26 protein-coding genes are annotated in these 26,693 nt (G+C 45.3%); 21 read left to right on the top strand and 5 right to left on the bottom strand.

Annotated features, from left to right (window positions below):
• Nucleotides 1-116: 116 nt before the first annotated feature.
• Together LCF57_RS13575 and LCF57_RS13580 are read right to left on the bottom strand one after the other, a co-directional pair.
• Nucleotides 117-698, bottom strand: a complete 582-nt coding sequence (locus LCF57_RS13575; protein ID WP_226001168.1) for a class I SAM-dependent methyltransferase — start codon at nucleotides 696-698, stop codon at nucleotides 117-119.
• Nucleotides 699-1,652 carry a TIGR01212 family radical SAM protein gene (locus LCF57_RS13580; RefSeq protein ID WP_226001169.1) on the bottom strand — a complete coding sequence of 318 codons (954 nt, stop codon included), beginning with the start codon at nucleotides 1,650-1,652 and terminating at the stop codon, nucleotides 699-701.
• A gap of 307 nt (nucleotides 1,653-1,959) precedes the next feature.
• Between LCF57_RS13580 and LCF57_RS13585 the strand changes: the two genes are divergently transcribed.
• Nucleotides 1,960-2,157: a hypothetical protein gene (locus LCF57_RS13585; RefSeq protein ID WP_013370066.1), complete on the top strand. Its 198-nt coding sequence runs from the start codon at nucleotides 1,960-1,962 to the stop codon at nucleotides 2,155-2,157.
• A 104-nt stretch (nucleotides 2,158-2,261) separates the two neighbouring features.
• Nucleotides 2,262-2,975 carry a tRNA (guanosine(46)-N7)-methyltransferase TrmB gene (gene trmB / locus LCF57_RS13590; protein WP_226001170.1) on the top strand — a complete coding sequence of 238 codons (714 nt, stop codon included), beginning with the start codon at nucleotides 2,262-2,264 and terminating at the stop codon, nucleotides 2,973-2,975.
• A 46-nt stretch (nucleotides 2,976-3,021) separates the two neighbouring features.
• On the opposite strand, the gene LCF57_RS13595 is transcribed toward trmB, so the two are convergent.
• Nucleotides 3,022-4,155 carry an MGDG synthase family glycosyltransferase gene (locus LCF57_RS13595; protein ID WP_413232197.1) on the bottom strand — a complete coding sequence of 378 codons (1,134 nt, stop codon included), beginning with the start codon at nucleotides 4,153-4,155 and terminating at the stop codon, nucleotides 3,022-3,024.
• Nucleotides 4,156-4,206: 51 nt separating this feature from the next.
• The gene (locus tag LCF57_RS13600; RefSeq protein WP_226001172.1) at nucleotides 4,207-4,734 is read right to left on the bottom strand and encodes a phosphatase PAP2 family protein; all 528 of its coding nucleotides are present in this window, start codon (nucleotides 4,732-4,734) and stop codon (nucleotides 4,207-4,209) included.
• Between the two features lie 406 nt (nucleotides 4,735-5,140).
• On the opposite strand from LCF57_RS13600, the gene LCF57_RS13605 reads away from it, so the two are divergent.
• The 10 genes from LCF57_RS13605 to LCF57_RS13650 all read left to right on the top strand — a co-directional run bounded on the left by LCF57_RS13605 (nucleotide 5,141) and on the right by LCF57_RS13650 (nucleotide 13,747).
• Nucleotides 5,141-5,314: a hypothetical protein gene (locus LCF57_RS13605; RefSeq protein ID WP_226001173.1), complete on the top strand. Its 174-nt coding sequence runs from the start codon at nucleotides 5,141-5,143 to the stop codon at nucleotides 5,312-5,314.
• 20 nt (nucleotides 5,315-5,334) lie between these two features.
• Nucleotides 5,335-6,573 (top strand): glycosyltransferase family 2 protein, encoded by a 1,239-nt coding sequence (locus LCF57_RS13610; protein WP_226001174.1) that lies wholly within the window; start codon nucleotides 5,335-5,337, stop codon nucleotides 6,571-6,573.
• Between the two features lie 317 nt (nucleotides 6,574-6,890).
• Nucleotides 6,891-7,388: a translation initiation factor IF-3 gene (gene infC / locus LCF57_RS13615; protein ID WP_007429515.1), complete on the top strand. Its 498-nt coding sequence runs from the start codon at nucleotides 6,891-6,893 to the stop codon at nucleotides 7,386-7,388.
• A gap of 20 nt (nucleotides 7,389-7,408) precedes the next feature.
• Nucleotides 7,409-7,609, top strand: a complete 201-nt coding sequence (gene rpmI, locus LCF57_RS13620; RefSeq protein ID WP_007429516.1) for a 50S ribosomal protein L35 — start codon at nucleotides 7,409-7,411, stop codon at nucleotides 7,607-7,609.
• Nucleotides 7,610-7,662: 53 nt separating this feature from the next.
• A complete protein-coding gene (gene rplT / locus LCF57_RS13625; protein ID WP_007429517.1) occupies nucleotides 7,663-8,022 on the top strand; it encodes a 50S ribosomal protein L20 in 360 nt (119 codons plus the stop codon).
• A 370-nt stretch (nucleotides 8,023-8,392) separates the two neighbouring features.
• The gene (locus tag LCF57_RS13630) at nucleotides 8,393-9,430 is read left to right on the top strand and encodes a BMP family lipoprotein (RefSeq protein WP_226001175.1); all 1,038 of its coding nucleotides are present in this window, start codon (nucleotides 8,393-8,395) and stop codon (nucleotides 9,428-9,430) included.
• A 137-nt stretch (nucleotides 9,431-9,567) separates the two neighbouring features.
• Complete coding sequence (locus LCF57_RS13635) at nucleotides 9,568-11,106, top strand: ABC transporter ATP-binding protein (RefSeq protein WP_226001176.1); 1,539 nt, start codon at nucleotides 9,568-9,570, stop codon at nucleotides 11,104-11,106.
• Complete coding sequence (locus LCF57_RS13640; protein ID WP_226001177.1) at nucleotides 11,099-12,178, top strand: ABC transporter permease; 1,080 nt, start codon at nucleotides 11,099-11,101, stop codon at nucleotides 12,176-12,178. Before LCF57_RS13635 ends, LCF57_RS13640 begins: the two co-directional genes overlap by 8 nt.
• Before the next feature lies 1 nt (nucleotide 12,179).
• Nucleotides 12,180-13,139, top strand: coding sequence for an ABC transporter permease (locus tag LCF57_RS13645; RefSeq protein WP_226001178.1), 960 nt, complete (start codon nucleotides 12,180-12,182; stop codon nucleotides 13,137-13,139).
• A 272-nt stretch (nucleotides 13,140-13,411) separates the two neighbouring features.
• Complete coding sequence (locus LCF57_RS13650; RefSeq protein ID WP_226001179.1) at nucleotides 13,412-13,747, top strand: hypothetical protein; 336 nt, start codon at nucleotides 13,412-13,414, stop codon at nucleotides 13,745-13,747.
• 33 nt (nucleotides 13,748-13,780) lie between these two features.
• On the opposite strand, the gene LCF57_RS13655 is transcribed toward LCF57_RS13650, so the two are convergent.
• Complete coding sequence (locus LCF57_RS13655; protein ID WP_226001180.1) at nucleotides 13,781-14,221, bottom strand: GNAT family N-acetyltransferase; 441 nt, start codon at nucleotides 14,219-14,221, stop codon at nucleotides 13,781-13,783.
• Nucleotides 14,222-14,832: 611 nt separating this feature from the next.
• Between LCF57_RS13655 and ilvB the strand changes: the two genes are divergently transcribed.
• The 9 genes from ilvB to LCF57_RS13700 all read left to right on the top strand — a co-directional run bounded on the left by ilvB (nucleotide 14,833) and on the right by LCF57_RS13700 (nucleotide 26,656).
• Nucleotides 14,833-16,578, top strand: coding sequence for a biosynthetic-type acetolactate synthase large subunit (ilvB, locus tag LCF57_RS13660; RefSeq protein ID WP_226001181.1), 1,746 nt, complete (start codon nucleotides 14,833-14,835; stop codon nucleotides 16,576-16,578).
• Nucleotide 16,579: 1 nt separating this feature from the next.
• Complete coding sequence (ilvN, locus tag LCF57_RS13665) at nucleotides 16,580-17,065, top strand: acetolactate synthase small subunit (protein WP_013370080.1); 486 nt, start codon at nucleotides 16,580-16,582, stop codon at nucleotides 17,063-17,065.
• A 163-nt stretch (nucleotides 17,066-17,228) separates the two neighbouring features.
• Nucleotides 17,229-18,221: a ketol-acid reductoisomerase gene (ilvC, locus tag LCF57_RS13670; protein WP_007429526.1), complete on the top strand. Its 993-nt coding sequence runs from the start codon at nucleotides 17,229-17,231 to the stop codon at nucleotides 18,219-18,221.
• 125 nt (nucleotides 18,222-18,346) lie between these two features.
• Entirely contained in the window at nucleotides 18,347-19,888 is a 1,542-nt protein-coding gene (locus LCF57_RS13675) for a 2-isopropylmalate synthase (RefSeq protein ID WP_226001182.1), read from the top strand.
• 205 nt (nucleotides 19,889-20,093) lie between these two features.
• Nucleotides 20,094-21,170 carry a 3-isopropylmalate dehydrogenase gene (leuB, locus tag LCF57_RS13680; RefSeq protein ID WP_007429528.1) on the top strand — a complete coding sequence of 359 codons (1,077 nt, stop codon included), beginning with the start codon at nucleotides 20,094-20,096 and terminating at the stop codon, nucleotides 21,168-21,170.
• 341 nt (nucleotides 21,171-21,511) lie between these two features.
• Nucleotides 21,512-22,051, top strand: a complete 540-nt coding sequence (locus LCF57_RS13685; RefSeq protein WP_013370083.1) for a peroxiredoxin — start codon at nucleotides 21,512-21,514, stop codon at nucleotides 22,049-22,051.
• Nucleotides 22,052-22,317: 266 nt separating this feature from the next.
• Nucleotides 22,318-22,734: a hypothetical protein gene (locus tag LCF57_RS13690; RefSeq protein ID WP_007429530.1), complete on the top strand. Its 417-nt coding sequence runs from the start codon at nucleotides 22,318-22,320 to the stop codon at nucleotides 22,732-22,734.
• A gap of 338 nt (nucleotides 22,735-23,072) precedes the next feature.
• Nucleotides 23,073-24,176 (top strand): ATP-binding protein, encoded by a 1,104-nt coding sequence (locus LCF57_RS13695; protein WP_226001183.1) that lies wholly within the window; start codon nucleotides 23,073-23,075, stop codon nucleotides 24,174-24,176.
• Between the two features lie 338 nt (nucleotides 24,177-24,514).
• Nucleotides 24,515-26,656 (top strand): EAL domain-containing protein, encoded by a 2,142-nt coding sequence (locus LCF57_RS13700; RefSeq protein WP_226001184.1) that lies wholly within the window; start codon nucleotides 24,515-24,517, stop codon nucleotides 26,654-26,656.
• Nucleotides 26,657-26,693 lie beyond the last annotated feature (37 nt).

Below are 26,693 nucleotides of genomic sequence, written 5' to 3' on the forward strand. Positions count from 1 at the left end.
ATGAATGGGTATTGAGTGCACAACAGAAATCCCTTACGACTTTCAAAATGATATATGTAAGGCGGCTGGAAAAAGCCGCTCATAACCTGGATAAGTTGGCTTGGAAAGCCGATATGCTATTTTTTTTCAATCGCCACCAAATATGGCGAGGTGTCCCGTTGTAATTGACGGTAAATAATACTTTGACCGATAGAGACGGGAAGAGCAGAAGCCCATTGTAGGACGGCTTCAGCCTCTTCATTGCCTCCAGCGTGTCCTGGATATAATACGGTGGTCAGAATGCCGCGTGGTCGCAGCAGTTGCAGGGCTGCTTCAAGCGCGGCGAGCGTAGTGTCCGTATGCGTGATGACAGATGAATCGGCGCCCTCGGAAGGCAAGTAGCCTAGGTTAAACATAACCGCAGCGACTTTGCCATGCAGCTCGTTGGGAATAGCCTTCCTCATTTGCTCATGACCCTGCAGCAGCAAGGATACCTCTGCTAATGAGGAGGAGACGTTTTCTTCCAGCCGCCGCCGGGCGAGTTGCAATGCTTCCTGCTGAATGTCGAAGCCGTAAACACGGCCCCGTTTGCCAGCGGCTTTTGCCAGAAACAGCGTATCTGCCCCTGTACCAACAGTGGCATCGATAGCAGCATCACCTGGCTGCACACGCGCAGCCACCAATTGATGAGCATAGCTCAAGACAGATAGGAAGCCCATTTAAGGCTGCCTCCAGTATTTGCCCTGCCACGTTTCACGTGATTTCAGCTCATCATCAATGGCGTTAAGCACTTCCCATTTCTTGAGCGACCACATGGGTCCCATCAGCAAATCGCGGGGAGCATCTCCAGTCAGTCGATGAACGATCATCTCGGGTGGCAAAAATTCCAGTGTATCGACGATCAGCTTAACGTATTCGTCCCTTTCCAGGAAGCGTAATAAACCCGCTTCATACTGCTTGACCATCGGCGTTTTGCGCATGAGATGCAGCAAATGAATTTTAATGCCTTGCACATCCATAGCCGCTACTGAGCGTCCGGTATCGAGCATCATTTCATGCGTTTCCTGCGGAAGACCATAAATGATGTGGGCACACACGCGAATATTGCGCTTGCGCAGCTTTTCCACCGCATCCAGATAGCATTGAGTGTCATGAGCACGGTTAATCAGTTCTGAGGTGGATTCATGGACGGTTTGCAGTCCCATTTCGATCCACAGGTACGTGCGCTCGTTCAACTCGGCAAGGTAATCCACTACATCGTCAGGCAAGCAATCAGGACGGGTAGCGATGGACAGACCCACAACCCCCGGCTGCTCCAGAATAACCTCAAAGTATTCTCGCAGTTCCTCAACCGGGGCATACGTATTGGTGTAGGCTTGGAAATAACCAATATATTTGGCGTTTGGCCATTTTAAATGCTGACGATCCCGAATCGTATTGAACTGGGTGACCAGATCATCACGGCGACGTCCGGCAAAATCACCCGATCCGCGCGCGCTGCAAAAAGTGCAGCCTCCTTTGGCAATAGATCCATCGCGATTCGGACAAGTAAAACCCGCATCCAGCATAACTTTAAACACTTTATTTTGAAATTGCTCGCGCATTTCGTAATTCCAAGTATGGAACCGTTTATCTCCCCATAGCAGAGGAGCAGGCAACAAATCTGTTTTCATGGGTGAACTCCTTTTTTTTACGATCACCTTATTGTAACAAAAATCAGTCTTAATTGGGAATCACTTGACCGAGGAAGACAATAAAAAGTGCGGATTTTATTGGATTCAGGATTGAAAAAGGTTACACGATGTGTTATATTGTAAGCGGTACCAGACATACAATATAAGGACTGCTTTCGAACCTGAAAATAAAAGTTATCTGGTGGCTAATGATTATTTTCAGGGAAATAGCTATGCTGTTTCTATCGCCTGCTTTAGGGGAAATGCACGTCGGTTCCATCACTAATAACCCGTGAGGTGATCTTTTATGAATACGCAGGATAAAACGCGTATGGATAAAGTTACTGTTGAGTTAACCTTTGATGAGGCGTTGGCGCTGACTGGTGTCCGTTTTGGGCAGGACCGTCAGATTGGAACGGCCGCACGTCAAAAAATCAGAGCGGCTTGCCAAAAGACAATTGATTTTTCACCTGCTGATGGGGTAGACTATGAACAATTAAATTAGTTGGACCCCAATCCAAATATATTGAAAAAGGAATTTCATTTCCGTATCTTCAAGCGGGGGTGGAATTCCTTTTTCCTTGATAACAGAGTATATGGAGGAGTAACATGCGTTTACGCGGAAGAAAAGGAATAAGGGAAAGCTTGGAAGAACAACAGGATCTGGTCATCTTGGAGCCGACGCAGTATAAAGGAAAGTGGCAGCAGCTTTTCGGTAATGATCGTCCGATTCATGTGGAATTTGGCATGGGTAAAGGACAATTTATTAGCCAAATGAGCTTCCGAAATCCGGACATCAACTACATTGGCTTTGATATGTATGATGAACTGGTACGACGTGCAACAGAAAAGTCTCGCCTGGCCTGGAGCGACACAGAGGTTGGCACGCCACCCAATATCAAGTTGGCACTGGCAAACATTGAACAGATTGAGAATGTTTTTGAACCTGGAGAAATTGAACGCATTTATCTGAATTTTAGTGATCCCTGGCCTAAAACCAAGCATGCGCGCCGTCGTTTGACGCATCCGCGCTTTTTGGACAAGTACCGTCAGCTTTTAAACAGCAGAGGGCAAATTCATTTTAAGACGGATTCGGAGACATTGTTTGAGTTTTCCCTGAATTCATTTGCCGACAGTGGTCTGCAAATGACGAATATATCGTTGAACCTTCATCGTGAAGGGATTAACGAGCAGCATGTTATGACGGAATATGAACAAAAATTTATGGGCAAAGGTATGAATATCCATCGTGTCGAGGTGCTGATTGGCAAAGACGCTTTGGAAGAGTACGACAAAATGCGTCTTGAAAAGTACGGAAAGTAAAGCGATAGAGATAAAACGATTAAAATAAAGCGGGGGTGCTTCCTTTTTAGGAAAGCACCCCGTTTGGTTCCAGTATATCCAAAATACTCTGTGCGCTCTGAAGAGGATAGTATCGCGCTACATTATGGACGTGCTCCTGTCGCTTGCGAACGATTTCCGGAAAATCGTGTAGTAATCGGTTCATCCATTTAACGACAACATCCAGCGAAGTAATCGGTTCTCCGAAGCCTTGAGCCGTAAAGTATTGACAATTTTCCTCCTCCTGTCCGGGAAGAGGTTTGTGAAACAGCATCGGAATCCCTTTGGCTAACCCCTCGGTACATGTCATCCCGCCGGGTTTGGTAATAAGAAGATTCGATACCTCCATTAATTTGTCGATTTCCCGTGTAAATCCAAAGATATGAATATTTGGATGATTGAAACGGGGGTCCAACTGCATTTTACGACGAATTTTATCATTATGACCCAAACAAAAAATAAATTGAATGTTTTCTCTCCAATCGGTAAGCGAGCGATGAATGACTTCGTCGTTCATAAGGCCCCAGCCGCCACCCATAACGAGTACGGTCGGGATAGGTTTAAGGCCAAATTGTTCCCGAATTTCATCGTGTCCCGGATGTTCCCAAAAATTTGGATGAACCGGAATACCGGTCACCTGGATTTTTGACACGGGTACTCCGCGCGCGCGCAGCTTGCGCATGACTTCAGGCGTAGATACAAAGTACCGATCAACCTCGGGACTGATCCATGTTCCATGTGCATCATAGTCTGTGATGACAGTACAAAGCGGAACATGTAAGCCTAAGCGCTTTAAGCGTGAAATCACCGCGCTCGGGATAGGATGAGTACATACCACCAAATCGGGATGAAGCTGTCGGAGAATGTTTCGGGTCTGTGTGTAGAACAGACGGTGCAAAGCGAGCGTTGTAAGACGGTTTAATGATTTTTTGTACTGATGACGGTAAACCAATCCGACTAGGCGAGGCTGCGATACAACAGTCTTCTTGTATGCTGTAATAATAAGCGGGGCCATTCTCGGATTCAAAAAGCTCCCCAGCTCCAGCACTCGGGTCTGCACATTCGGAGAAAGCTTCCGCAAGCTGCTTGAGAGCGCGTATGCAGCCTGAGTATGTCCGGCACCGAAACCTTCCGATAATAATAACACTCGTTTTTTAGCCACTCTCATTTCACCTGTTCCTGCTGGGATGTTCTCAATCATACCATATCGGCTTTAAGGCCAGAATGCAACCGTTCCGATTGCTGCAGAAGTTCCAATAACCGCTCCTGCAAGTACATCCGTGGGATAGTGGAGTCCCAAGTAAATCCGGGAAAAACCTACAACTAGCGCTATAGGCAACAGCGGTAGGATAAGCATCGGTGACTGAAGCATAAAAGGAACGGTAGCCGAAAAAATAGCGGTTGTATGCCCTGAGGGGAAAGAATGATCCGACAGGGGGTTGCGAAATGTATTCGTACCCGGTAGCGCCAAATACGGGCGAATCCGTGGATACAATTTTTTGACAATCGCTACGGGGATATGACTGACCCCCAGAGCAATGGCTCCCTTCATACCGGCATCCTTCCATGGATACGGAGCGAGCCACCAAATAAGTAACGTAGAGGCTATTGTAAAGGTAGCCCCGCCCAAATGTGTGAGATAATAAAGCCAGAAGTTCAAAAAACGGTTGTGTAAGCGTCCGTTGATCCATTTGAACAACTGCTGCTCCAGATTTACAAGTTTTACGACTAGACGTTGCATTTGGTTTCCTCCGGTTGCCGTTACAGGTAGGTCGGCAAATATTTTCAATCACTTTGACAGAATCAGGCCATAAGTAATTATTCTCTTGCTCTCATCATATTTTTAAACGCTATGCATTTCAAGAATCACCACTTACCTGGTTCAATTCTACACAAAAATGTTTAAGGAATATAAGCTGAATTGTATAACTTTCTTTGCGTTCATCCGTCTAATAAGATAGAGTGATTAGAAGTGGTTGCTAATTGGCCCACAAAAAGGAGGGACCAAAGAAATAAAAAGTTAGCAAATGGATGAAAATAAGACCTAAGCGTTATGAATGAGAGGCTCAGCGTCGCATTCCCTGCTTAAACGGGAATTTGTCGTGTTTTTTTGCTGCTGAGACCAGTTTTAAGGCTTTGACAAAAGTTTGAAAACCAACGAAAATCGTAATGGCATTCCTGTGTCAGCCAAAAGGGGGCTGCGCACAGCCAATGAAGAAAGCAAGGGTCGGGTCAAAATTACAGAAAAGGCGCACAAAAGCGCCGCAACTTGCGCTACACAGATAGAAAACAATAAACGCAAGATTTTTAAAGGGGTATAAAAAGGGGGTAACAAGAGATTATGTTAGACGCTATTTTCGTGACGCTCCAGATTATACTGGCGTTGATCGCTGTCTATCAGTTTGCATTCTCCTTGTTCGGATTGGTACGCAAAAAAAGAAAAGCGCATGCGGCTCCAGAAAAGTCATTTGCCATTTTAGTCGCTGCCCACAATGAAGAACAAGTTGTTGGAGCATTGATGGAAAACTTGAAGCAGCTTGACTATCCGAAGGAACTATACGATGTATTCGTGATTTGTGATAACTGTACGGATAAGACAGCAGACATTGTTCGCGCTCACGGTATGAATGCTTGTGAACGCACAAATCCGAATTTGCGTGGTAAAGGCTACGCCATCGAGTGGATGCTCAAGGAATTATGGGCTATGCCGCGCCAATATGATGCCATTGTCATGTTTGATGCTGACAATTTGGCGCATACCAATTTTTTGAGTGAAATGAACAATGATTTGTGCACAGGGGCCCGTGTTATCCAAGGGTACATTGATACCAAAAATCCTGAGGATTCTTGGATCACAGCCGCATATGGTGTATCTTACTGGTACATCAACCGTCTGTGGCAGCTGTCACGTCACAACCTGAATATGGCTAATTTTCTTGGTGGTACAGGCATGTGCTTTGAAACGAATCTGCTCAAGGAAATGGGTTGGGGTGCAACAAGTCTGGTAGAGGATTTGGAATTCACCATGCGTTGCACACAACGCAACGTATATCCAAGATTTAATTACGATGCCAAGGTATATGATGAGAAGCCGTTGACGTTCAAAGCTTCGTCCAGACAGCGTCTGCGCTGGATGCAGGGACACTTTACGGTCGCTCGTCGTTATTTCTTCCCGCTGCTGTGGCAAAGTATCAAGCATAGAAGCCTGATTAAATTCGATATGGCTCTTTATGGTTTGAACGTGTATATCGTACTGTTTACCTTCTTGATGACAGTAGCGATGTGGATAGATATTGCATTATTTGGTGGACCCAATATTGAAAATATCTATGTACAATTCCCTGCTTGGACCGGTTTTGTGGCTGTGAGTCTGAATATTGTCACCTTTTTGATCGCTATGATCCTGGAAAAGGTCACGTTCAAAAAAGTATATCTGTACTTGCTGCTGTTCCCAGTCTATTTGGTTTCGTGGTATCCGATTACGTTCTATGCGTTCTTCACACAGAACAACAAGCAATGGAGCCACACTCAGCATACGCGTGTCGTTCGTCTGGAAGAGGTTCAGAGCAAGCAAGGATAGTTGCGGTGCGGGACCAATGTACCCGAATGGTGAGGTGTTACTTGTTTCTTGAAAAGGTGTTGACACTTCACCTGCAACATGATAAGATATATGAGTATGTTAATGAAAAATATGGATTAACAAGCAGAAGGTCCGACTTCTCACCTGTCCGGTATTGCCGGCTGGTCATGATCCAATGATTTGTGAATTGACCTTTCATGATGAATTGAGTATCAGACAGGGATGTCGGCTGCATAGTCGTCATCCCTTTTTTGTGTCTACACACAAAATACAAAAATAACAGGTTCTGGAGGTGGAGGGTTATTAGTAAGGAACATATGATCAATGATGAGATTCGGGTGAGAGAAGTACGTCTGGTTGGTGCGAACGGGGAACAAATCGGGATTAAACCGACTCGTGAAGCTCTACAAATGGCGATTGACGCAAACTTGGATCTCGTGAACGTGGCGCCTCAAGCGAAGCCGCCCGTGTGTCGGATTATGGATTACGGAAAATTCCGCTATGAGCAACAAAAGAAAGAAAAGGAAGCCCGTAAGAACCAGAAGATCGTTGACATCAAAGAGGTATGGTTCCGTTCCAACATCGAGGAGCATGACTACCAGACCAAGTTTCGCAATGTGGTGAAGTTCCTGAATGAAGGGGACAAGGTGAAATGTTCCGTTCGTTTCCGCGGTCGTGAAATTACCCATGCTAATGTGGGACAAAAAATTCTTGAGCGTGTGAAAACGGAAGTTGCTGATCTTTGTACCGTGGAGCGCCAGCCCAAGCTCGAAGGACGCAGCATGATTATGATATTGGCTCCAAAGAGTCAATGATAAATTAAGGAGGAAGTTCAATGCCTAAAATGAAAACACATAGCAGCCTTAAAGGCCGCTTCAAGATTACCGGTACTGGTAAAGTAACGCGTTACAAAGCTTACAGAAACCACTTGCTTTCCCACAAATCCAAACGTGCAAAACGTGTTCTGGGTACTAACCCTGAGATGGCACCTGGGGACGTTAGACGTCTGAAACAAGGTCTTGCTAACCTCAAATAGCATATAGTTCGGCAATGAATAAAGCATAAACATTATTTGGGAGGTCTTTTGATATGGCAAGAGTAAAGGGCGGATTCGTCGTTCGTCGTCGTCATAAAAAAGTATTGAAGCTTGCTAAAGGTTATTTTGGTTCTAAACACCGCATTTTTAAAACAGCTAACGAGCAGGTAATGAAATCGCTTGTTTACGCATACCGTGACCGTCGTCAGACGAAACGTAATTTCCGCAGACTGTGGATCGTGCGTATCAATGCAGCAGCTCGTTTGAATGGTTTGTCTTACAGCAAACTGATGCACGGCCTGAAATTGGCTGGTGTAGACATTAATCGCAAAATCTTGGCTGATCTTGCAGTCAACGATATCAATGCGTTCAATTCTTTGGCAACTGTTGCTAAAGGCAAAATCAACGCTTAATTATTGAGCGTGGAGACCATGAAAGTGGTAAAAAGGTATCCCAAGCAGTAAGCTGTGTAGGGATGCCTTTTTTTGTACCTATGGAGTGAAACGAAAAGGCTTATTTTCTCCAAAATACGAATAAATATGACGTGTAATGGCAGAATGTATGCTTTTTTTAAATTTTGCAACGCTTACATTTGTAAAAAACCAAAAAAAATTGACCCAAGGTTATTAATTATCTAGATTTTAGCCGATCATAATTGTATAATCTCTAAAGTAAGTCTTCTGTACGATCTGTCTCGTCAGTAAATGACATGTATGGCATGTACATTTTCAAAGAAAAAGAGACAGCTCCAGGGATCTAACACTAAGGGGGAACAGTATCAGCATGAAGAAAATTTTCAGTATGTCTTTGGTTATGCTGCTGGCGATCTCGGTCATTCTCGCAGGCTGCGGTAACAAAAATCAAGGTGCGTCCAACGCAAGTGGTGGGGACACAGGCAGTTCTGCCAAAACATCAAATGTCCAAATCGGCATGGTTACAGATGTGGGTGGAGTAAACGACAAATCGTTTAACCAATCTGCTTGGGAAGCACTGCAAGCGACTGAGAAAGATACAGGCGCTAAAGTTAAATACCTGCAAAGTAAATCGGATCAAGATTATATTCCTAACCTGAACCAATTTGTTAAGGGTGATTTTAACCTGACTTGGGGGATCGGTTTTAATCTGGCGAATGCGATTGGACAAGTAGCAAAGGATAACCCGAACAAAAATCTGGCGATCATCGACAGTGTCGTGGATGCGCCTAACGTAAAATCGGTTGTTTTTGCTGAAAATGAAGGTTCCTTCCTGGTGGGGGTTGTAGCTGGTAAGCTTACCAAAACAAACAAAATTGGTTTTGTGGGAGGACAAGACAGCCCGCTGATCAAGCGTTTTGAAAAGGGCTTTGAAGCGGGGATTAAAGCTGTAAATCCAAATGCAAAATTGGAAGTAAACTACACAGGCGCATTTGATAAGCCAGATCTGGGTAAAGCAGCGGCTGCGACGATCTATAACAGCGGCGCAGATATCATTTTCCACGCAGCTGGTGGATCAGGTACGGGTGTATTTAACGAAGCGCTCGCACGTAAGCAACAAGGTCAGCAAGTATGGGTTATCGGTGTTGATAAAGACCAATCCCTTGAGTTTGGTGACGACGTAACGTTGACATCCATGGTGAAACGTGTGGATGAAGCTGTAAAGCGTGTATCTAAGGAAGTTGTTGACGGTAAGTTCAAGGGTGGTATTGAAACACTGGCTTTGAAGGATAACGGAGTTGGTCTGGCGGATACATCAACGAAAAATGTCCCTAAAGACGTACTTGATCTTGTGGAACAATATAAGCAAAAAATTATTAAGGGCGAAATTACAGTTCCTTCGAAATAATCGGGTTTGAAGAACATAGAGGTGGCGACAAGGCTGGTTCATAAGACTAGCCTTGTTCTTACGTCTGGAGTTATACGAATCATAAAGGTCAGTCAGCTCATTGGAGCACATACTATAAAGTGTATAAGGGTGATTTCATGGATGCAGCGACCCCCGTCGTTGAGTTGAAGAACATTACAAAACGATTCCCCGGCATCGTTGCCAACGACTCTATCAGCATTAAGCTGCATAAGGGAGAAATTCATGCTCTCTTGGGCGAGAATGGCGCGGGTAAATCTACGCTTATGAATATTCTTTTCGGACTGTATCAGCCAGAAGAAGGGACGATTGAAGTCGGTGGTAAACCAGTGCAGATTGATAGCCCCAATAAGGCGATTGATCTGGGGATCGGCATGGTGCATCAGCATTTTAAGCTCGTACAGCCGTTTACCGTTACCGAAAATATTGTCTTGGGCTCCGAGCCTCGTAAGGGTCTGAAAATCAATTATAAAAAGGCTGCCGCCGAAGTACAGCGGTTGTCTGAGCAATACGGCCTGCAGGTGAATCCGAATGCCAAAATTGAGGATATATCCGTCGGTATGCAACAACGTGTGGAAATTATCAAAACCCTCTATCGTGGTGCAGATATTCTCATTTTCGATGAGCCTACAGCAGTGCTAACACCACAAGAAATCACTGAGCTGCTGGACATTATGAAGCGCCTGGTAGCTGAAGGTAAATCTATCATTCTTATTACGCATAAGCTCAAAGAAATCATGCAGATTGCAGATACAGTCACCATTATTCGTCGAGGTCAGGTTATTGATACGGTCAAAACGTCAGCAACAACACCGAATGAGCTGGCGGAGAAAATGGTAGGTCGTCGTGTGTCCTTTAAAGTGGACAAGCAGCGTGCACAGCCAGGACAGACTGTACTGGAAATGAACAATGTGGTCTCTAAAAACAAGGATGGCATTAGTGTTCTGAATGAGTTGAATCTGAGGGTAAAGGCGGGCGAGATTCTGGGGATTGCTGGTGTAGACGGCAATGGACAGAGTGAGTTGATTGAAGCCATGACAGGATTGCGCAAGGTCGATGGCGGAAGCATTCAATTGCTTGGGCAAGAGATCGCCAATCAGTCGCCACGCAAAATTTCCGAGGCAGGTGTTTCACATATACCGGAGGACCGCCATAAACATGGGCTGGTGCTCGATTTTTCCATGAGTGAAAATATGGTGCTGGAGACGTATTACCAAGCACCCTACAGTAAAAATGGCTTTTTGAACAAAGAAGCGATCGATAAACAGGCAAAAAGTCTCATTGAGAAGTTCGATGTAAGAACACCAGATATTTACACAAAGGCAAGAGCGTTGTCTGGCGGAAATCAGCAAAAGGCTATCATTGCGCGTGAAATTGATAAAAACCCGGATCTTCTTATTGCAGCGCAGCCTACACGCGGTCTGGATGTCGGAGCCATTGAGTTTGTCCAGAAACAACTGATTGCTCAGCGGGATCAAGGTAAAGCGGTCCTTCTTATTTCTTTTGAGTTGGACGAGATTATGAATGTGTCCGACCGAATTGCTGTCATCTATGAGGGCAAGATTGTCGGGGAAGTGCTGCCGGAAGAAACGAATGACCAGGAATTGGGACTTATGATGGCAGGAAGTGCAGTGAAGAAAGGAGCAGAGAATGGCTAACCTATTGAAAATATTTACGAAAGACTCCTTTGTACTGGCACTGGTCTCTATTATTTTGGGTCTTCTTCTGGGTGCTGTTGTGATGCTGATTGGCGGGTACGATCCCATTGTGGCTTATTCCGCATTGTTTAGCCGTGTATACGGAGATTCATACAACTTTGGCGAGGCTATCCGTGAAATGACTCCATTGATTTTAACGGGGCTGGCATTTGCTTTTGCAGCTCGCGCCGGATTGTTTAACATTGGTGGTGAAGGTCAGTTTCTGGTAGGTATGACAGCCGCATCAATCGTGGGCATCAAGCTTCATGGACTGCCTGCTATCATTCATGCTCCACTGGCTGTAATTGCAGGGGCAGTTTTTGGTGGCTTGTGGGCCGCGATTGCGGGCTATTTGAAGGCCAAGCGAGGTGTAAATGAAGTTATTACATGCATTATGATGAACTGGATCGGTCTGTATTTAGCCAACCTGGTCATTAATCAGTTTGCATTAATGGAGGGTGAGAATCGTTCGATGGATATTCAGCCTTCCGCTTCCATTTCCATCGATTGGTTATCACAGATGATGGGAAATGCCCGGGTTCATTGGGGCACGGTTATTGCTTTGCTGGCGGCGGTGTTTTTCTATATTTTCATGTGGAAAACAAAGCAGGGCTATGAGCTTCGGGCTGTCGGATTTAATCAGGACGCATCCCGTTATGCTGGTATGAATGTAAATCGTAATATCATAAAAGCGATGTTTATTAGTGGTGTTTTTGCGGGATTGGCGGGTGCATTTGAAGTGTTGGGGGTATTCCATTACCAATCCGTCATGGCTGGATCACCGGGAACCGGATTTGACGGTATCGCCGTGGCTCTGATCGGGATGAATAATCCGTTCGGTGTGCTGCTTGGCTCTGTTTTGTTCGGAACGCTTACGTATGGTTCCGCGGGGATGAGCTTTAGCGCGGATGTACCGCCCGAAATTATCCGGGTGGTCATTGGCTCGATTATTTTCTTCATTGCGGCCCAAGGAATTGTGCGTTGGGTTGTGAAGCCGCTCTACTCCAAGCGGAAGAAAGAGAAGGTGTTGTAAAATGAGTTGGTTAACACTTGGTGAATTAATCCATACAACGCTCGTTTTTGCGACGGCGATTATATTTGCGTCTCTCGGCGGAGTTTTTTCAGAAAAATCCGGTGTAACGAATCTTGGGTTGGAAGGACTTATGGTATTCGGGGCGTTTGCGGCTGGTGTCGGCGGATTTTATGCCGAACAAGCGGGGCTGGGAGGGACCTCTGCAGCTTGGGTAGGTGTGCTGTCGGCTGCAGTGTTCGGTATTCTGGTTTCGTTGATTCATGCTGTAGCCTCTATTACGTTTAAAGCCGATCAAGTCATAAGCGGGATTGTCATTAACTTTCTGGCGGCAGGTAGTACGCTATACATGGTCAAGCTTTTATTTGAAGGTGATGGTGATACCGGTCGTATTCAGGGTTTTAACGAAATATCCATCCCTTTTCTTGTGGATATTCCAATTGCAGGAAAAGCCTTTTTCCAAGCATATCCAACGACGTACCTGGCTATTCTATTGGTTATTGTTGGATATTTCGTCTTGTATAAAACTCCGTTTGGCTTGCGTTTGCGTTCGGTTGGGGAGCATCCGGGTGCAGCGGATACAGTAGGGATCAAGGTTAATCGCCTTCGTTATATCGGCGTTATGATCAGTGGTGCGTTGGCTGGTATTGGTGGAGCTACGATCACCCTGACTACAACCAATATGTTCTCGCACAATACAGTTTCAGGCCAGGGATATATTGCTATTGCCGCTATGATTTTCGGTAAATGGAATCCGCTCGGTGCTTTTGGCGCAGCCGTGTTTTTCGGTTTTTCACAAGCCATTCGCAACTATGTACAATTGTTTGCATGGTCGCAAAGTATTCCCCAGGAAATTATTTTTATGCTGCCGTATCTCTTGACGATTATTGTACTGGTAGCTGCTGTAGGCCGGTCACGAGCTCCGGCTGCTTTGGGTCAACTTTATGATCCAAGCAAGCGTTAATAACATTAATAACTCATCAACAGCTGGCCGCTGTATGTTTTAAAACTGTAAATTGGACATCTGAAAATCTGGTATCTGCGTCTGCAGGTACTAGATTTTTTTAGGTTGTGCAGGCATTTAAACATACGCTTCTGGTATGAAGAGAATAGAATGTGCTATGCAGATTGGACGGACGCTCGGCCCCTGTCAGCTCCAGTCTATTTTATGGTGGTGGTGAGCTATCAAGGAGCCGTTCAATCTGTCCATTCGTTGAGAAAGAAGGAGGAAATACGATGAAACAGGCAGTAACCAGAAAGCAGGTGGAGAAGCTTGTCGGCAAAGTCATCTTCGCTACTCGCAAGGATGGTTCCCAGGTCAGCGGCAAGCTGATCCGCATTTCGGGTAACCGACTGGTTCTTCAACCAAACCGCAAGAAAAAAGTCAACACGAAGGCGATTATTCCCCTGGTGCTGTTTGACTTGCTTGCCATCGGCACGGCTCCTTACATTGGTGCCTACGGAGGCGGATATAACGGCTACGGACCAGGTTATGGTACACCAGGATATGGCCCTCAGTCTGGCCCTGGGTACCCCGGAGTAGGTTATCCGTATTACCCCAATTTATTTTAGTATAACAAGATCATGATCCAAAGAGGCCGCTTTTCACAGTGATTTTTCAAATTCGTGGCATCGGCTCAGGGCTACGTATCGCAGCATGTGATATTGGTGACGCAGATAAAAATGGATTCCCCGGATATTGTCTTCGTCCACCATGACTTTGGCCCGCTTGCAGTGTCGCATTCGTCCATAGTGCTCGGCATACTCCAGCAATTTTTTTCCGTAGTGCTTACCTTGATGAGCCGAAGAAATTGCGATCAAATCAATGTATAACAGTTCTCCATGCAGCATAACATGAATGAAGCCAACAACCTGTGCATTATCCGGCCTGCAAGCCACAAAAGTGATGCCCCGGTTTAAGCGCCGGGGTAATTCTTTGCGTATTTGCTCCATTTCTTGGGCGCTTAAATGCGACAGGGGGACAAGCTCCTGCTCGATCAGACGAAAGATCACCGTATCATCCTGAGCGACGCGTTTGCGAATCATAAACGGGCCTCCTTTTCTACCCTGTTAACAAGACAAGACGTGGCTTTGGAGGTGTACACCCGTCTTACCGTGTGGTCTTTTTATAATATGCGGGTACCGGTTACATGCGTGCTACTATGAGGTGCTTCGAAAGATAAACATAAATTTTTATGAAATCTGGGTATTGACTATCCCAGATGGGGGACATATAATGTGTCTAAACATTTGAAAGAATGACATGAACTCAACGGCAATGAAGAGGACGAAGTGATTAGGGCTCTTTTGTTCAGAGAGTGAGGCATTAGCTGCAAGCTTCACCAAAATCCCTTTTTAACGAGCTCACCTCGGAGCTGTTTTCCTGAAAAGTATTTGGCCCCGATGTAATTAACGGTCGCTGAATCACCTATTAGGGAAAATCGTACGGTCTACGTTACAGACGCCAGATATGGGAATCCTTTGGATTTCTGTACCTGCCAAGGTTCGATATTGTGAGATATCGGGCAAACACGGGTGGTACCACGGAGGCTACAGCCTTTCGTCCCTCAGTAACAGCAAGTCTGTTCTAGGGATGGAAGGTTTTTTTGTTTTCACAAATGTCAGCTGTATGTAAATTTTGTAAAGGAGGATGACCAATGAGTGCACAAATTCCTGAAGTTCGGTCAACCGATGAATTACGTCAAAAGTGGATGGAACCTGAAGTAATTACAGGTTCGGAAATTTTGCTCCGTAGCCTGTTGCTGGAGGGAGTAGATTGTGTCTTCGGATACCCTGGTGGTGCAGTGCTTTATATTTATGATGCCATGTATGGCTTTGAGGATTTCAAACATGTCCTCACCCGTCATGAGCAAGGAGCTATTCATGCGGCAGATGGTTACGCACGAGCAAGCGGTAAAGTTGGGGTTTGTATTGCGACATCCGGACCTGGTGCGACAAACCTGGTAACTGGTATTGCGACGGCTTTTATGGATTCGGTACCGTTGGTGGTCATCACGGGTAATGTTATATCCTCCCTGATCGGCACGGATGCTTTCCAGGAAGCTGATATCACGGGAATTACCATGCCGATTACGAAGCACAGCTATTTGGTAAGAGACGTAGAGGAGTTGCCGCGGATCATCCATGAGGCATTTCATATTGCCAACACAGGCCGCAAGGGACCAGTGCTAATTGATATTCCGAAGGATATTTCGGCAGCCCAAACGCTGTTTGTTCCACAAACGGGACCTGTGATCATGCGGGGCTATAACCCAACAGTGCTGCCTAATAAAATTCAAATAGACAAGCTGACTCAGGCCATTTCCGAGGCAGAACGTCCGTTCATTCTGGCCGGTGGCGGGGTTGTATACTCTGGTGGGCATGAGGCACTTTACGAGTTTGTTCGCAAAACGGAAATTCCTATAACGACAACATTGCTGGGACTTGGAGCTTTCCCAAGCGGACACGAGCTGTGGACGGGAATGCCGGGCATGCATGGAACGTACACCTCCAATCACGCTATTCAACAGTCGGATTTGCTGATCTGTATCGGTGCTCGCTTTGATGATCGGGTGACAGGCAAACTGGACGGATTTGCTCCACAAGCCAAAATCGTCCACATTGATATTGACCCTGCTGAAATTGGAAAAAACGTTGCGACCGATATTCCAATTGTAGGCGACGTGAAGGCGGTACTGGAATTGCTGAATCAGGATGTGAAACGCGCAGATCGGGCAGATGCATGGAGAGCGCAAATTCAGCAATGGAAGAACGAAAAGCCTTATTCTTACAAGGATTCCGATACAGTGCTCAAGCCACAATGGGTTATCGAGTTGCTAGATGAAACAACCAAGGGCGGCGCAATCGTTACGACCGACGTGGGCCAGCATCAAATGTGGGCAGCACAGTATTACAAATTCAATCAGCCGCGCTCATGGGTAACATCTGGCGGACTGGGTACGATGGGCTTTGGTTTTCCGTCTGCGATTGGTGCTCAGATGGCCAATCCCGACAGATTGGTAATCTCGATTAACGGGGACGGCGGTATGCAAATGTGTTCGCAGGAGTTAGCCATCTGCGCTATTAATAACATCCCGGTCAAAATCGTAATTATTAACAATCAGGTACTTGGGATGGTTCGCCAATGGCAGGAACTGATCTATGACAATCGGTACAGTCACATTGATCTGGCTGGAAGTCCAGATTTTGTGAAACTAGCTGAAGCGTACGGTGTAAAAGGTTTGCGTGCTACGAATAAGGAAGAGGCACGTCGGGCTTGGCAGGAGGCGCTTGATACACCCGGACCGGTCGTTGTCGAGTTTGTAGTCAGCAAGGAAGAGAATGTATATCCGATGGTGACGCAAGGTTCGACAATTGATCAAATGTTGATGGGGGACGAGTAAAATGACGACTAAAAATACCATTGCTGTACTGGTAAATGATCATCCCGGCGTTTTGCAGCGGGTGTCTGGCTTGTTCGGTCGCCGTGGCTTTAACATTGAGAGTATAACCGTTGGTCAATCGGAAGAAGTCGGATTATCTCGTATGGTCATTGTAACTGTAGGAGATGAGAACAACCTGGAGCAGATTGAAAAGCAGCTTTATAAGCTGGTTGATGTAATCAAAGTCATCGATCTCAGTTCCAAGCCGATGGTTGCTCGTGAATTGGCGATGATCAAGGTAAAAGCAGAACCACCCCAACGACCAGAAATCATGGGTGTGGTGGAAACATTCAGAGCAGCTGTAATCGATGTTGGAACGACGAGCCTGATCGTTCAGGTCATTGGTGATACCGAAAAAATAGACGCCATGATCGAGTTGCTGAAGCCATACGGTATTCGTGAGCTGACCCGAACCGGGGTCACAGCTATGATACGTGGCAATGCTTAATATGGAGCTTTAACGGATTACCGCTTATAGCGCATTACATCAATAAAGAACCGCCCGCATAAGAGCGGGGGCTCGAAGAGATTTTTAGATACTGTTTGCGAGGTAAAATCTCTTGGAGTACCCGCTCATTATGAAGGGTCCAATTAAAAGGAGGAAATTAACCATGGCAGTTACAACGTACTACGAAAAAGATGCAGAACTTAGCGTATTGAAAGGAAAAACAGTTGCCGTTATCGGTTACGGTAGCCAAGGACATGCTCAAGCACAAAACCTGCGTGACAGTGGTGTGAATGTTGTTATTGGTTTGCGTGAAGGCAAATCAGCCGATGTCGCAAGAAACGACGGTTTTGAAGTTCTGAACGTAGCTGACGCAACAAGCCGTGCAGACGTGGTTCAAATTTTGTTGCCGGATGAGACACAAGCTTCTGTTTACAAAAATGAAATTGAACCTAACCTGAAAAAAGGCGCAGCTCTTTTGTTCTCCCATGGTTTTAATGTTCATTTCGGACAAATCGTAGCTCCTAAAGATAGTGATGTATTGCTGGTTGCTCCAAAATCCCCAGGACATATGGTACGTCGTACCTATGTAGAAGGTTTTGGCGTACCGGGCCTGATCGCAATTGAGCAGGATGCAACGGGTCAAGCCAAGGAAATCGGTCTTGCATACGCAAAGGGCATCGGTTGTACACGTGCGGGCGTAATCGAAACCTCCTTCCGTGAAGAAACGGAAACGGATCTGTTCGGTGAGCAGGCGGTATTGTGTGGCGGCGTGAGCGCACTCGTAAAAGCAGGTTTCGAAACATTAACTGAAGCAGGATATGCTCCTGAGATGGCTTACTTCGAATGCTTGCATGAGCTTAAGCTGATTGTTGACCTGATGTATGAAGGCGGATTGGCAACGATGCGCGATTCCATCAGTAATACAGCGGAATATGGTGATTATGTAACTGGACCACGTGTGGTAACAGAAGATACGAAGAAAGCGATGAAGGAAGTATTGACTGATATTCAGCAAGGTAAATTTGCTCGTGACTTTATCCTTGAAAATCAATCCGGACGCGCATTCCTGACGGCTACTCGTCGTAACGAAGCTAACCACCCAATTGAAGTGGTGGGTGGACAATTGCGTGAAATGATGCATTGGATCAAGAAATAAGCTCTTTTTGTACAATGAGTTCCATAATATGATTTATTATAAAGTTTAAATTACAATGCGGCCCTGCTTATTGCGTGAGCCGCATTGTAATTTAAAGGTCCTAATTCTGAGGGAGGTGCGTTACGTTGCGCAAAATATATATATTTGACACAACGTTGAGAGACGGAGAACAGTCACCGGGCGTGAACTTGAATACCCGTGAGAAAGTAGAGATTGCCCATCAGTTGGAAAAACTGGGTATTGACCGTATGGAAGCTGGATTCCCGGCTGCTTCACCAGGGGATTTGGCCGCTGTAAATGCGGTTGCCAAGGCTGTCAAAAATTCAACAGTCATTGGACTTTCGCGTGCAAGAGAGCAAGATATTGACGCGGTTCGCGAGGCGCTCAAGGGAGCCCAGGACCCATGTATCCATATCTTTTTGGCAACCTCTCCGATTCACCGTCAGCATAAGCTGCGGATGGAAAAGGCACAGGTATTGGAGACGGCCCGTTCAGCCATTCGCTATGGACTAAAGTATTTGCCCAAAGTGGAGTTTTCTCTGGAGGATGCAGGTCGTACAGAGCTTGATTTTGTAGTCGAAATGGTCACCATGGCTGTACAGGAGGGTGCGTCTGTCGTTAATATCCCAGATACGGTGGGTTACTTGACGCCTTATGAATACGGCAACATTTTCAAGCATATCAAGGAAAATGTAGTTGATGTGGAAAAGATTCAGCTGAGTGCACATTGTCACAATGATTTGGGCATGGCTACCGCTAATACGCTGGCTGCCATCCTGAACGGGGCGGATCAGATTGAGGGAACCATTAATGGCATTGGGGAACGTGCTGGAAATACAGCTATTGAAGAGATTGCAATGGCGCTGGAAACGAGACAGGAGTTTTTCCAGGCCAAAACGTCTTTGCAATTGTCTGAAATTGCCCGTACGAGCCGTCTGGTCAGCCGTTTGACAGGGATGGTGGTACCGGGGAACAAGGCGATTGTTGGTGCGAATGCTTTTGCACATGAATCAGGTATTCATCAGGATGGCATGCTCAAGGAAAAAACGACCTATGAAATCATGACACCGGAAAGTATCGGTCTGAAGGAAAGCAAGCTGGTTCTGGGCAAGCACTCCGGACGTCATGCCTTCCGCGAGCGTTTGATCGAGTTGGGCTACGAATTAAGCGAAGAAGATCTGAATCGTGCTTTCGGGCAGTTCAAGGATTTGGCTGACAAGAAGAAGGAAGTATCGGATGATGACATTCTGGCATTACTGGAAGAAAAACTGGCAGATACACCTGAGGTCTTCAAGTTGAAAACGATGTTCGTAACCTTTGGCAATGAGGCTACGCCTTCTGCCAAAGTGAGTCTGGTTAACGACGCAGGTCAGATTATTGAGACAGAGGCTGAAGGGAACGGTTCTGTCGATGCGATCTACAATGCAATTGATCAAGCCAGCGGCGAGAGCGTTGTACTTTCGGATTACTCCATCAAGTCTGTTACCCATGGTAAGGATGCTTTGGGTGAAGTGCATGTGGTGCTGACTCAAAACGGGCTGTCTGTACAGGGACGTGGCGTAAGCACTGATATTCTGGAAGCGAGTGCCCGGGCTTACGTGGATGCGCTGAACGGTTTAATCGACAAGCGTAAAAACTACAGCAATCGCGTAGATTACAAGTCCTAAATGTATACAAATTGAAGAAATTGGTATTTACAGGATCGGGGTGTTCCCGGTCCTGTTTTGTTATATTTCAATGAAAAATTCGGCTTATAGGCTAAACCTATTGAATTGATAGATTCTATATCTTAGTCAAAACCCTGCCATATATGTTACAAAGAAGATATGAAAAATACGCCCGTATGGCTGTATAACAAGAGGAGTGTACGTGATGGCAGACGTGAAAAAGATTGCGGTAATAGCTGGTGATGGAATCGGACCGGAAGTGGTCGCTGAGGCAGAGAAAATTTTGAAACGTACGGAAGAAGTGTTTGGTCTTTCGTTTGAAACGGAGCATGCGCTGTTTGGCGGAATCGCTATTGATAAAAAGGGAACACCACTGCCAGAAGAAACACTGGCTGTATGTCAATCTGCAGATGCCGTATTGTTGGGGGCGGTAGGGGGGCCTCAATGGGACAATAACCCTAAGGAACTTCGTCCTGAAACTGGTCTGCTGGGTATTCGCAAAGAGCTCGGCCTGTTTTCGAATCTTCGTCCCGCCGTCGTCTTCGATTGTCTTAAGGACGCTTCTACACTGAAACCAGAAGTATTGGAGGGAACAGATCTGATCGTCGTGCGTGAGCTGACGGGCGGCATCTACTTCGGAGAGAAGTTCAGACGTGAGAGCGCTCAGGGTGAGGAGGCAGTTGATACCTGCGCATATAATGTAACGGAAGTAGAGCGGATTGTTCGCCAATCTTTCGAGATTGCACAAAAACGTCGCAAAAAGCTCGCATCGGTAGACAAGGCTAACGTACTGGAAACTTCCCGTTTATGGCGCGAAGTAGTTAACCGGGTCGCTGTAGATTATCCAGATGTAGAACTGGAGCATGTATTGGTGGATAACTGTGCGATGCAATTGCTGCGTCGTCCATCCAGCTTTGACGTCATCGTGACGGAAAATATGTTTGGTGACATTCTTAGTGATGAAGCGGCTATGCTGACCGGGTCTATCGGTATGCTGTCCTCTGCATCACTCGGAGAAGGCAGTTTTGGTTTGTACGAGCCAGTGCACGGCTCAGCGCCGGACATTGCAGGTCAAGGACTGGCCAATCCGATTGCAACGATTTTGTCCGTTGCTTTGATGTTCCGACTTACCTTCGGGTATGAGAAGGCAGCTGACGCAATTGAGAAAGCGGTAGCTGAGGTACTGGATGCAGGACATCGCACAGCGGATATTGCGGTGGATAAATCTCAAGCCATCTCGACAACTCAAATGGGCGATCTGATCGCAGCAGCGATTCGCTAAAAAGCTCGGAAACGCACCTGTCTGAAAAAAAGCTACCTATTTATATAGTAAGCTTATACAGTCAATTATATAGTAATGCTATTACAGCAAATGTTTGCCCCGGCAGCTCCTGAGTAATCAGGGGCTGCTTCTGTATCAGCATGTGTAAGATGCTCGAAATGTGTATAAATCGTGAATTTATCATCTAGTTTAAAATAATTATAAAAAAGTAATGGTTATAATATTGACTTTGAATTGTGCGAATGATAACATTTATCAAGTAAGTTGTTAATACAATATAGATGATTGAGGAGAACACAATTGGTGTTTTTCTTACATATTTTAAAGGAGGATTTCATGTTATGGCAGAAAGATTGGTAGGAAGACCTGCACCTGATTTTGCATTGGAAACAGTGAGTGGGGACGGTCAAGAATTTGGATCGGTGAAGCTTTCTGATTACCGCGGCAAATGGCTTGTATTTTTCTTCTATCCACTGGATTTCACTTTTGTGTGTCCAACGGAAATTACAGCATTGAGCGATGCTGCTGACCAATTCAAAGAGCTGGATACTGAAATTCTGGGTATCAGTGTAGACTCTGTACACAGTCACAAAGCATGGATTAACACAGCTAAAGAAAACAACGGTCTGGGCAAGCTGAACTTCCCGTTGGCCTCTGACATCACGAAAAAAACAGCAAGCGATTATGGCGTTCTGATCGAAGAAGAAGGCGTTGCATTGCGCGGCTTGTTCATCATTGATCCAGAAGGCGAATTGAAATACCAAGTGGTTAACCACAACGATGTAGGTCGCAGTGTAGAAGAAACATTGCGTGTACTGCAAGCTCTGCAATCCGGTGGCTTGTGCCCAATGAACTGGAAACCAGGTGACAAAAACCTGTAATATCAGATATTGAATATTGAACAAGCAAGCCCCCAACAAACGGTTTTTATGCCGATATTGGGGGCTTGCTTGCCTGCTTGCTTGCCTGTGTTATACAGTGAAATATTTAGGGTGAGCTGGTTTGCATGGAGTAATACAGAGTGAAGCAACAAATAATTATGGAAATGTTGTTATGTTCTAGAGGAATTTTGGCTGACGAAAGCGAATAAGGTAGTGTAGAAGATAACAAGGCAGAACAGGTTTTGTTCAGAGGAGGCTGAGCCCGGATGAGTTATTGCTGTGGAGCAAGCATGGTAGGAACCAAGGGAACGCTGAAGCATTACCGTACCCAAGTCCATAATGTTCCTTTGCTGTTTTGCCCGGTATGTCGTCGCATTGAAGTTCATTATAAAGTCGAAAATGAATATGAAATTTTGGCTGAATATGCACATGGAGATGGGGCAAGCGAGATTGACTTTCAGGATTATGTCATGGAAGATGATGATACGATATTTGAAAACTGTGTAAATCGTGAGAGTGAAGATGCATTTGAAATTGTGAAGCGTCAAATTGACATGTCTCTTGATTTATTGATGGTAGCCAAACAGATGAATGATGAAAAATGGCAGGGAGAACTTAAGAGAAGACTGGCTGTTATGAGCCAAAGACGATCCCGGCTTCAACATAATAAGAGCGGCAGTTGACTTCCTACACACCAAAGAAGCTCTCAATTCTCGAGAGCTTCTTTGGTGTGTAGGGCGCCTATTCCTAACTTATTCTTTCGTTTTGGTAATGTTGCGTAGATATTATGACGAAAGAAAACGGGATAAAAATATGGATTCGACACTTTTTCCGATTGACTCGAATCCTTGATCTTGTCTATCATAAAATAAGACTCGAATTGGAAAGAGATGGTCGGAGTTTTGTGAATCTGTTTTCTACACCATTGAAGGGTAGTCGATAGATTGTCTTTCTCTTCTTCAAGAATGTTACGCGTCCGATACGGCCAGTTTATCATTCCGAAACAAGGGGGAAGCCTGGCATGATCAGTGAATTCCAAGAAGCCTTGCTTGATACCGTGGGAGCCTGCCCTCCCACACAGATCGCCAATAACAAGTATGAAAATGTGCTGGAGAACCTGGATAGTGGTATCATGCTGTTTGACAGTGACGGGGTACTGACCTTTATTAACGTGCAAATGGCGAAATTGCTGGAATTACCACGTAGTTCGCTGGCGGGTCGCAACCTGATGCAAATTTTGCATCATCCTGAGTTAAGTCGGTTTAAGAAGAAGAAAATCATGCGGATTTATAAAGAAACTATCTTTCATAGAAAGCGCTATCATGAGTTGATTGATGAGTATGGTCGGCATTGGTTGATAACAGTGACCTACGGGGATCAGATGGATGGCGATTTTTTGTTTAGTGTCAAGGATGTGTCGGATTACAAGCAGATTGAGCAGACGGCATACCAAAATGACAAGCTGGCGATGCTGGGACGCATTTCTGCTTCCATAGCCCATGAAATCCGTAATCCGCTTACTGCAATCCGGGGTTTTATTCAGTTGCTTCGACCGCATTTGATGGAGCTGGGCAGAGATGAGTATGCCCGCATTATTTTAACCGAAATTGATCGTGCAAACGACATTATTTACGAGTTTTTGAATTCGTCCAAGCCTTCGGCTCCGCAAAAAACGGCTGTATCTGTGATGGGGTTGCTGAAAGAGGTTGTGATGTTGACAGAAAGCGAGGCATTGATGAAGGGCTGCCAGATCGCACTGGATGAAAATGAAGAGCTCATGAAGGTTTCTATTGATGTAAAGCAGATTAAGCAGGTTATTCTCAATATGATTAAAAATGCGATGGACGCCATTGAAAGCATCAGCGACGAACGAGAGGGATGCATTGGTATCCATACGGTGCTTGAAGGCTCCTATGTCCACATTTGTATTGAAGATAACGGATTGGGTATGGATCACAATACATTGTCGCGTTTATTCGATCCTTTTTTTACAACGAAAGAAAGTGGAACTGGTCTGGGACTAGCTGTGAGCTATCGAATTATCAAAAATCACGGAGGCTTTATTCATGTAGACAGCAAGCATGGAAGGGGGACGCAATTTAAAATCACGCTTCCTGTGGTTTGAAAATGTACAATTTTCGCAAAGGAGTGCTGTGTGCAAATTCTTTTGCGTTGTGGAGCGCTGAGTATAGGTATCACATAGTTGAAAAAGGTCGCTTGGAGCGCATAATCTGAAAAGATTATGCGCTTTTTTGGGGCTATAAGCTCGTTTTTTTGCGTAAATGCGAAAATAAATTCGTGAATATAAGACTAAAAAAAGATTCACCTTTCACAGATTAAATGCTATTATATACCAGAATACAACATTATTTTTGATACTATAGACTTAAACAACGGCTTCCAAAGCTGTAAAACGTCTTAGATGATCGGAATCTCCGATATGCAGGGGGCTGAAGAGGCTGGATGAGTATACGACTGGAAGTAAAGAAAACGATTGGCATCGGTATTGCTGCGATAGGTTTGTTTATCTTGGTTCAGTTATTTCATGTAACTTTGGATAAGATATACTCTTATAATGTTTATTTCTTGCTATATCCAGTTATAGGTTTTGCCTGCGCTGCGATTTGTTTCTCTATTTTTTATCAATCCTGGTCCGTTCTGCTGGAGCAACTATCCTTGCAGAGACTTTTTATTGCGCCCACATTTCTAGTGACTGGAATGCTATACCTTGTTCATATCGTTTCGGTTAGTTTCCTAAGCCTGACGGATTTTTCTTTGTCTTCAAATATTTCGTTATGGCTTCTGTTTGTGAATCGAGTCTTTGCTGCTGTTATGTTCTTAATCATTTGTTTGCTCCCCTATAGAAAGACAAAGTCTGGATACAAGACAATTGCTTTGTGGGCAGGTATAAGCTGTATTTTGCTCATACTAGGCGTTATTAAGGCTTATGGTACTGAATTACCGGATCTTCGTATAAGGTATGAATTAGACAACCTCGGATGGATGTTGAATCTGGTGGTTATGTTGCTACTCGTGTCTACTATTGTCTTCGGGTTACGAAGATATCGCGAATTCCTCCCGACGGAATATGGCATGTTGCTTATTATTCGTGGGGCTGGGCTTTGTGTTGTGAGCCAGTTGTTCTACATGTCTTCTGAGCAAATGAGTGATGTCAATCATCTTATGGGACTTTTGATCAATACGATGGCGTTTTATAATCTGCTGAGCGGTTTGGTCCGGCAAATGGTTTTAGTTCCCTACCGGGAAAAGCAGGCGGCAGAATCTGAATTTAATTTCATTGCCTATACTGATGATATAACAGGACTTCCGAACCGTCGCCGACTGTCCCAACGTCTGGATAAATTGTTGCGTGATTCATTGAAATCGGATGAGACAGTAGCGCTTTTAGTGCTGAATATAGACCGTTTCAAAACAATTAATGATTCGCTTGGACATATGGCAGGGAATTACCTGCTGTATGCGGTAGGCGAACGCCTGGGACATTTTAGACATGAGGGGGAAGAGGTCTTCAGCATGGGTGGAGATGAATTTGCATTTCTTCTAACAGGGTACGAAGATATGGGAATCATGAGGAATCGGATTGATGATATGGTAAAGCTGTTCGATCAGCCTTTTAATATTAGTGGAGAGTCCTATCATGTGATGGTGAGCGTAGGTATAGCTTTGTACCCGCTGGACGCCGATCAGAGTGAGCAACTCATTCAGCATGCGGATACTGCTGTTCATAGTGCCAAGGAGCAAGGAGTGAATTTTCAGCAGTATACCAGTGTGATGCAGATGCGGGCGCATGAAAGACTCCAATTAGAAAATGATCTGCGGCGCGCGCTTGAAAATGAAGAGTTTTCATTGGTTTATCAGCCACGTGTTCACCTGCGAAGCGGCGAGTTGACCAGTTTTGAGGCATTAGTGCGTTGGAATCATCCCCAGCGTGGGATGGTGATGCCGGGAGATTTTATTTCGGTGGCCGAAGAAAGCGGTCTGATCGTGCCGTTGGGAGAGTGGGTGCTACGGGAGGCGTGTCTGCAAAACAAGCGCTGGCAGGAGGCGGGATACCAACCGATCCCGATATCAGTCAATTTATCCATGCGCCAATTTCAGCAAATAAAACTAGTGGATGTCATTCGGGGCATTTTGGCCTATACAAAACTGGACCCCTGCTATCTGGAGCTGGAGATTACCGAGAGTATGACCTTTGACAAGGATCGGGCTTTTGAACAATTGAAAAAAATAAAGGCCATCGGGGTTGCAATCAGTATCGACGATTTTGGTACAGGCTACAGCTCGTTGCATTATTTGAAAAATCTTCCGATAGATCGTCTTAAAATTGATCGTTCTTTTGTAAATGAGGTACTAGTCGACAGCAAAAACGCGGCCATCGTATCTACCATTGCCTCTATGGCTCACCATTTGAAGCTGAAGGTTACGGCAGAAGGCGTGGAAAACGAGGAGCAGCTTCATTTTTTGCAGGCCCAGGAATGCCATGAAGGGCAGGGGTATTACTTTAGCCGTCCCATTCCGGCAGAAGCCTTTGAAAAATTATTTTTGCGTGAGCCTATGAATTGGCTGTCTCAGGATAGTATGTAGTTTACTTGCATTTTACAGAAAGGTGAGTTATACTATA

Origin of the sequence: Paenibacillus sp. BJ-4, assembly GCF_020404765.1 — a bacterium.
GTDB lineage: Bacteria > Bacillota > Bacilli > Paenibacillales > Paenibacillaceae > Paenibacillus.

Excerpts from the sequence above, each read along its gene's own strand:
- LCF57_RS13575 (WP_226001168.1), bottom strand. The coding sequence starts at position 698 with ATGGGCTTCCTATCTGTCTTGAGCTATGCTCATCAATTGGTGGCTGCG.
- LCF57_RS13580 (WP_226001169.1), bottom strand. The coding sequence starts at position 1,652 with ATGAAAACAGATTTGTTGCCTGCTCCTCTGCTATGGGGAGATAAACGG.
- LCF57_RS13585 (WP_013370066.1), top strand. The coding sequence starts at position 1,960 with ATGAATACGCAGGATAAAACGCGTATGGATAAAGTTACTGTTGAGTTA.
- trmB (WP_226001170.1), top strand. The coding sequence starts at position 2,262 with ATGCGTTTACGCGGAAGAAAAGGAATAAGGGAAAGCTTGGAAGAACAA.
- LCF57_RS13600 (WP_226001172.1), bottom strand. The coding sequence starts at position 4,734 with ATGCAACGTCTAGTCGTAAAACTTGTAAATCTGGAGCAGCAGTTGTTC.
- LCF57_RS13610 (WP_226001174.1), top strand. The coding sequence starts at position 5,335 with ATGTTAGACGCTATTTTCGTGACGCTCCAGATTATACTGGCGTTGATC.
- infC (WP_007429515.1), top strand. The coding sequence starts at position 6,891 with ATGATCAATGATGAGATTCGGGTGAGAGAAGTACGTCTGGTTGGTGCG.
- rpmI (WP_007429516.1), top strand. The coding sequence starts at position 7,409 with ATGCCTAAAATGAAAACACATAGCAGCCTTAAAGGCCGCTTCAAGATT.
- rplT (WP_007429517.1), top strand. The coding sequence starts at position 7,663 with ATGGCAAGAGTAAAGGGCGGATTCGTCGTTCGTCGTCGTCATAAAAAA.
- LCF57_RS13630 (WP_226001175.1), top strand. The coding sequence starts at position 8,393 with ATGAAGAAAATTTTCAGTATGTCTTTGGTTATGCTGCTGGCGATCTCG.
- LCF57_RS13635 (WP_226001176.1), top strand. The coding sequence starts at position 9,568 with ATGGATGCAGCGACCCCCGTCGTTGAGTTGAAGAACATTACAAAACGA.
- LCF57_RS13640 (WP_226001177.1), top strand. The coding sequence starts at position 11,099 with ATGGCTAACCTATTGAAAATATTTACGAAAGACTCCTTTGTACTGGCA.
- LCF57_RS13645 (WP_226001178.1), top strand. The coding sequence starts at position 12,180 with ATGAGTTGGTTAACACTTGGTGAATTAATCCATACAACGCTCGTTTTT.
- LCF57_RS13650 (WP_226001179.1), top strand. The coding sequence starts at position 13,412 with ATGAAACAGGCAGTAACCAGAAAGCAGGTGGAGAAGCTTGTCGGCAAA.
- LCF57_RS13655 (WP_226001180.1), bottom strand. The coding sequence starts at position 14,221 with ATGATTCGCAAACGCGTCGCTCAGGATGATACGGTGATCTTTCGTCTG.
- ilvB (WP_226001181.1), top strand. The coding sequence starts at position 14,833 with ATGAGTGCACAAATTCCTGAAGTTCGGTCAACCGATGAATTACGTCAA.
- ilvN (WP_013370080.1), top strand. The coding sequence starts at position 16,580 with ATGACGACTAAAAATACCATTGCTGTACTGGTAAATGATCATCCCGGC.
- ilvC (WP_007429526.1), top strand. The coding sequence starts at position 17,229 with ATGGCAGTTACAACGTACTACGAAAAAGATGCAGAACTTAGCGTATTG.
- leuB (WP_007429528.1), top strand. The coding sequence starts at position 20,094 with ATGGCAGACGTGAAAAAGATTGCGGTAATAGCTGGTGATGGAATCGGA.
- LCF57_RS13685 (WP_013370083.1), top strand. The coding sequence starts at position 21,512 with ATGGCAGAAAGATTGGTAGGAAGACCTGCACCTGATTTTGCATTGGAA.
- LCF57_RS13690 (WP_007429530.1), top strand. The coding sequence starts at position 22,318 with ATGAGTTATTGCTGTGGAGCAAGCATGGTAGGAACCAAGGGAACGCTG.
- LCF57_RS13695 (WP_226001183.1), top strand. The coding sequence starts at position 23,073 with ATGATCAGTGAATTCCAAGAAGCCTTGCTTGATACCGTGGGAGCCTGC.
- LCF57_RS13700 (WP_226001184.1), top strand. The coding sequence starts at position 24,515 with ATGAGTATACGACTGGAAGTAAAGAAAACGATTGGCATCGGTATTGCT.